Below are 5,966 nucleotides of genomic sequence, written 5' to 3' on the forward strand. Positions count from 1 at the left end.
CTGGAGCTCAAGAACATGAGCCTGGCGTCGCAAGCGGTGGGCCCGCCCGGCAGCGACGTGGAGATGATCTGCGGTGCCCACAGCTTCGCCAATCTCGGCCGCAAGCTCCTGACTCAGACACCGCTGGTCGGCCAGGTGATCGATCCCACCGACAGCGTGTTCGGCACCATGTCGGCGATCGGCAAGCAGATCCGCGCCAGCGGCAAGGGCCTGAAGCAGAGCTACCGGATGCTGGTCCAGAAGGCCTTCAAGGAGCACTTGTGGGCCGGCAGCGGCAAGTATCAGTTCTCGGCAGCAGGCGAGCTCAACGCCGATCCGGTGGCTGGATTCTCCCAGGACGAGCTGAACTTCGCCCTGTTCTTCGGCCTGGCGCTCGACGCCTACGAGCGGACCCTGATCTCCGACCAGACCCCGTTCGACCGCTTCATCGAGGGCAAGAGCAATGCCCTTACCGCCGAGCAGAAGCAGGGGCTCGAGCTGTTCAAGACCAAGGCCAAGTGCGCTGCCTGCCACAACGGCCCGCTGTTCACCAGCGCGGCTGTGCCGCCCAGACAGATCCGCGAGCTGATCGAGCCGATGCCCATGGCCGACGGCGGCAAGGCGCTCTACGACGGCGGCTTCTACAATATCGGCGTGCGGCCGACCCACGAGGATGTGGGCCTGGGCGGCAGTGCGATGGGTGCGCCTTTGTCCTTCACCCGACAGTTCACGGACAACAAGCAGGTCGATTCCTTCCCCGTCCCCACGGGGAACCGCAACCGGCGGGCGGCTATCGACGGTTCGTTCAAGACCCCCACCCTGCGCAACGTCGCCCTCACCGCGCCCTATTTCCACAATGGCGGCGAGGCGACGCTCAAGGGCGTAGTCGAGTTCTACAATCGCGGCGGCAATCGGCGCGACCTCAGCAACGGCGATACCACCGGCACCGGTCCGAAAGGTCGCTCCACGCCGGTGGGTCCGAATCAGGGCGGCAGCAACCTGGCGCCGGACATCACGCCGCTGGGGCTCTCGGGCACTGAAGTCAACGCGCTGGTCTCGTTCATGAAGGCGCTGACCGACAGGCGGGTCGCCTGCCATGCTGCCCCCTTCGACCATCCGGAACTGGTGCTGCCCAACGGCCATGTGGCAGCGCTGGAGCGCGGTCGGGCCAAGGACGCCAAGCTCCGCCTCCTGCCGGTCGGGCGCGGCGGGTACGGCGCCAGCCTGTGCGATCCGAACACCGGCGACCTGTTCGACCGCAACCTGATCGGCGGGATGCTGCAGCCAGTGCCCTGAGCGGTCGGAGTCCGCTCCTGAGTGACGAAGCCCGGAAAGGCTGCGTACCAGCTGACAGAAAATTCCAATTCCCTTGCCATCCGAAGCCTGACGGCAGCCCTGCCGTCAGGCTTCACTTCTTCTGCGGTCCATGGTTGCCCCACGCATTGTTCAGAGCCCGGCAGTGTGATTCCGAAGGCGCATCCCGGACCTTCTGGGTCACCGGAATCTCGATGCGCTACCTGAGATTGAGATCCCTCTGCTGCAGGCGCTCAATCCCGATATATCTTAATGAGATACGGAGTTGAATTATGAGATGCGCCGACATGGCTGCGTCCGGACGCTGTTCACTTATTTTCCGAGTCTCAATGAGTAAACTGGACAACATGACCCTTGACCCGAAATGTCTTCTCTTTTAATCGTCCATATCCAGTAGGATATAGTCTTCGTCTGACTGGCCTGCGCACGACGTCTCGTGTGCAGGTAGCCTTATAGTTGATCGCTGTCATTGTCCTGGCCGCGCGATGTGTAAATGATGTTCCGCTTGGCTGGATCGATGGCGTAAGGGGGAGTCTATGGTCGCATTTGCGAGTAACGGTACCCACGGCTCTACGGCCACGGCAACTAACGGTTGGGCCGGGACCAGCGTATCCATCGCTGGGATGCGTGGCTCTTCCAAAACCTATCTCGGTGCCACCTCGATCGAGGGAGATGAGCGCAGCGAGGTGATCGCGTACGACGCGACGATCAATGGGGCCACGCGGGCGCGCTTCGATGTCGCCACCTCGTTCGACCTCGGCGGCGGAAACGATGTGCTGACCCTTACCATCGATCCGACCCACCAGGGTATCGGTGGGATCATCGATGGCCTCGCCTACTCCCTGGCCGTCACCGCACAAGGCAACGGGGGCGCAGATCGCCTCTGGCTCGGTACCGGCAATGATGTTGCCTATGGCGAGACGGTAACAGCTGCCTCTTTGTCTGGCGCAACTCTGGCCGATGGTCATGATGACGAGATTTATGGTGGCTCAGGCCGCGACACGCTGTACGGCGACGTAGGCTCGCTCGGCTCCATAAGCGCACCGGTCGACACCATTGTGCTCGGCGACGACTACATCGATGGTGGCGCAAATCCGGATTTCATCTACGGCGATGCCGGAGACTTCAGTGGCACACTGAATGCGGCGACGACGACACTCACGACCGGCAACGACGAACTTTTCGGCGCTGCTGGAGCCGATACGATCTATGGCGATGGCGGCGCAGGTAACTCGATCGCTTCCAGCCTCGAGACGCTGAACTTCGGGGACGACTGGATCAATGGAGGTGCCGGTGCCGATACGCTCGTCGGCGACTATGGCGGCGATCTCCTTGATACCGGAGTGCTCCTCAACTTCGGCAACGACAACATCCAGGGCGGTGCCGGCGACGACACCATCTTCGGGGACTCCGATCGTGGGCCGGTGATTGGCCTGGCCGGTGGCAATGATACCATCAATGGTGGTGCCGGCGACGACGAACTCTGGGGTGACTTCGCCGGAATCACCACGGCCGGTGCTGGTGCCGACAGGTTCGTCTTCTCGGGCGCCCATGGCAACGATGTCATCATGGACTTCGATGACGGCGCCGACCTGATAAACCTCAGAAGCTTCGGCATCACTTCTTGGGAACAGCTGCTGCCCCACGTGACCAACGTGGGTGAGGAAGGAGCCTCGCTAACGTCCGTGGTGGACCTGACGTCCTTCGGCGGCGGCACGATCACGATCGAGAAGACCGAGATCGTGCACACAGTGGTCGTAGATGCCAGCGACTTCATTTTCGCACCACCACCACCACCCAATGACTCCAATTTTGGATGAGAAGGGGACCGTCCTTGACCGAGCCAACCAAGATTGCTCCCGAGAGCGACAGCACCGAGAACCGCAACTCGTCCCAGGGCGCCGTGCAGGACGCTGATCGACGCGCCGCGATCCAGCGCCTTGTCGCCCTTGCATCGGCAATGCCAATGGTGGCGCTGCTGGCCAACCCGAAGAGCGCAAAGGCGCAAGTTGGCGACAGCGGCTTCTTCGAGGACTGACGGCCTGCAGGTAGCCTCGATGTCTAGCCTGCAATGGGGGGACCTGCCCAGGCGGCAGGCCCCCCTGCGTCTCGCATTTGACGGCGGCCTGGTCCTGCAGGAGGCGGATGGAGGCCGCCTTTGGATGTTGGAGGGCGCGGCCGCCGAGGCTTGGCAAGTCGCACCATCTACGCTCGTTGCCACGGCGGTTGCCCAGCTCGATGACGCCCTGGGCCAGGATCATTCCGCCGTTTTGCCCTCCCGGATGTGGCGTGCGCCAGAGCGTGCGCCATTGCTTGATCAGACCGTCGGCTACAACGGTTCGTCAGTACAGGTACGCTGCTGGCATCCAGTGCTAGCTGCAGCACTCGACCACATGATGGCGCCGATCCGTTCATCAGGCACCCCGCGTTGCACCTTGGATCTGCTGGTGGAAGAAAGTCGGACGGCTCTCCTGGTGGATGGCGTGTTCAAGTACGAGGTGCCGCGAATTGCCTGGACTCCGCTCATCCGCCGCCTCGCCCGTGAATTGCATCCTGAGCGGGCCTTTGCCGCAGTGGTACACGCGGCAACAGTCATTTCGCCGGGGCGGGGACAGGTAATGATCGCCGGGGCGACCGGTGCCGGCAAGACCACACTTGCCCTTGGGCTGCTCGCGGCTGGTGGAACGCTTCTGGCAGACGATGTCACTCCCATCGAGGTAGAGAGTCACCTGGCTTGGCCCTGTGGGCTTGCCATGGGCGTCAAACAGGGAAGCTGGTCCATTCTCGACCGGCTGTTCCCTCAGCTAGCCGAAGCGTCTTCAGCACGGATTGCAGTGGGACCACGTAACATCAGGTTCGTGACGGCCTTTCGCCAGGCACCGGCGGATCAAGGCCGGCCAATTTCGATGCTGATCTTCCCGCAATGGACAGCGGGCAGCAGTCTGCACATCACCCCACTGCGACCAGCGGAAGCTCTCCGCAGATTGGCCAGCGGGGGGACTTGGCCGGTCGATGATTCACATCATCTGCCGGAATTTCTGGCTTGGCTGCAGTCGGTTCCTGCCTACCATCTCGTCTATGATGATCTCTCGCATGGCGTGGAGGCTGTTCATGGGTTGCTTTGCAGTCGTCGCAGCTGATTGCTGCCATCTAAGAGCCGCCCTTGGGAGTGGCGAGAGCCTGGTGACATAGATGGCGACGAAGCATTTCGACCAGCTATGTGCGCTCACCCGCTTGGCTCTCAAGCCTGGTATCGGTGAGAACGTTCGAGAACTCATCACCGCGGCCGACGTTGAACCACTGGTCATGCTGGCGTCGCGGCATCGCATCTCGCCCTTTCTGGGTCGTCTCGCTCAGGATCCTGAGGCATCAGCGAATCTGCCAGATGAACTGGCCGGTTTCTTCAGACTCATGCGCGAGAACAACGCGGCGCGGAATGTCGATCTACGGAGACACTTGGTCACGATTATCGGCCTGCTGAACAGGATTGGCGTGGAGCCGATCCTCCTGAAAGGCGCTGCCCGCTTGGTCGATGGCACCTACGATGATCCGGCCGATCGCTTCATGCTCGACTTGGACCTCATGGTGCCGACAGACACGATCGACCGTGTGATGCATGAGTTCCAGGTGCAAGGTTATACATTTGTGCCGCGGGCAGGCCACCGGCCCGATGAGCATCATCATCAACTTCCTCTAGCCATAGATGGCACTGCAATAGAAATTCATCGCTCGGCTGGGCCAGTTGAATACAGCACCTTGCTACCGAACGAGCAGCTTTGGGCACGTTCCCTGCCGGTCTGTATTGATGGCCTAAATGCTCGGCTTCTGGATCCGGTGGACTCCCTGGTCCATATGATCGTGCATGGCCAGCTTCAGCATGGTCGCTTCCTTGCTGGCCGTATCGAACTAAGGGAAGTGGTGGAACTGGCTCGGCGGCTTCATCATCTGCCTGCCAACGCTACACAGGTCATCCTGCGTCGGGCAGAGCATGCGGGCTATGCTGCTGCGTTTAAATGCTTTTTCCTTACCGCGGAGAGTACACTGCATTTCAACCTGCTCCCGTATGAAGATCACTCTATCACAGCAAGCTTATTGTCTAGTAGAGCTTTATGGCAGCAGAACAGTCAATCGTGGCTACGATTGAGTGCTATATTATATTACATTATATGGATTTCTCAAGTATACCGAAAATTTCCATCAAAGCGGCATCGGTTTCCTCGGCGGCTACTTGAGCAGGAATTCTATAGTAACCGCCTTAAAGAACTCCGTCGTCTGTAGAATGGGAAAGCCGCCGCTAGTTGCCTCATGATATTCCTCGGGCAGCCGACGGTGGTCCCGCGGCAGGACCGGTTGAGCGCCTGTTCAGCGGGTGCATGTTCATAGCGAAGCCATGCCCAACCGGAGCCACCAGCCCGATTCGTCCGGAGATGCAGGACCGTGTCTGTGCCATGCTTGGTGCCGATGACGTTCTGGTGGGCGCGCGGCGGGCCCAGGTGTTTGGTCTCGGAGTGTCGTGGTGCACTGTGCCGTGAGGGGGAGGATGCGCTATGGCACCAAGTCTTCATGGTTCAGCCACAATGACGCCGCAAGTTCGAGCCGAACGAGACTGGCGCGAAAGTCCAAGGTCCGTGGTATGACGACGGGATGTGGCGGATCGGTGGATGCCAATGACG

The 5,966-nt window shown here is 60.9% G+C and carries 4 protein-coding genes and 1 pseudogene; all 5 read left to right on the forward strand.

Annotated features, from left to right (window positions below):
* Positions 1-1,275, forward strand: a pseudogene (locus tag HLA95_RS26450) (cytochrome c peroxidase); the annotation flags it as partial.
* A 641-nt stretch (positions 1,276-1,916) separates the two neighbouring features.
* On the forward strand, positions 1,917-3,113 hold the full coding sequence (locus HLA95_RS26455) for a calcium-binding protein (protein ID WP_191060379.1): 1,197 nt from the start codon (positions 1,917-1,919) through the stop codon (positions 3,111-3,113).
* A 14-nt stretch (positions 3,114-3,127) separates the two neighbouring features.
* Entirely contained in the window at positions 3,128-3,331 is a 204-nt protein-coding gene (locus HLA95_RS26460; RefSeq protein ID WP_191060380.1) for a hypothetical protein, read from the forward strand.
* Between the two features lie 124 nt (positions 3,332-3,455).
* Positions 3,456-4,433: a hypothetical protein gene (locus HLA95_RS26465; RefSeq protein WP_191060381.1), complete on the forward strand. Its 978-nt coding sequence runs from the start codon at positions 3,456-3,458 to the stop codon at positions 4,431-4,433.
* Between the two features lie 52 nt (positions 4,434-4,485).
* Positions 4,486-5,571, forward strand: a complete 1,086-nt coding sequence (locus HLA95_RS26470) for a nucleotidyltransferase family protein (protein WP_191060382.1) — start codon at positions 4,486-4,488, stop codon at positions 5,569-5,571.
* Positions 5,572-5,966: the final 395 nt, after the last annotated feature.

It is taken from the genome of Geminicoccus harenae (assembly GCF_019800005.1).
In the GTDB taxonomy this organism is placed as follows: Bacteria; Pseudomonadota; Alphaproteobacteria; order Geminicoccales; family Geminicoccaceae; genus Geminicoccus; species Geminicoccus harenae.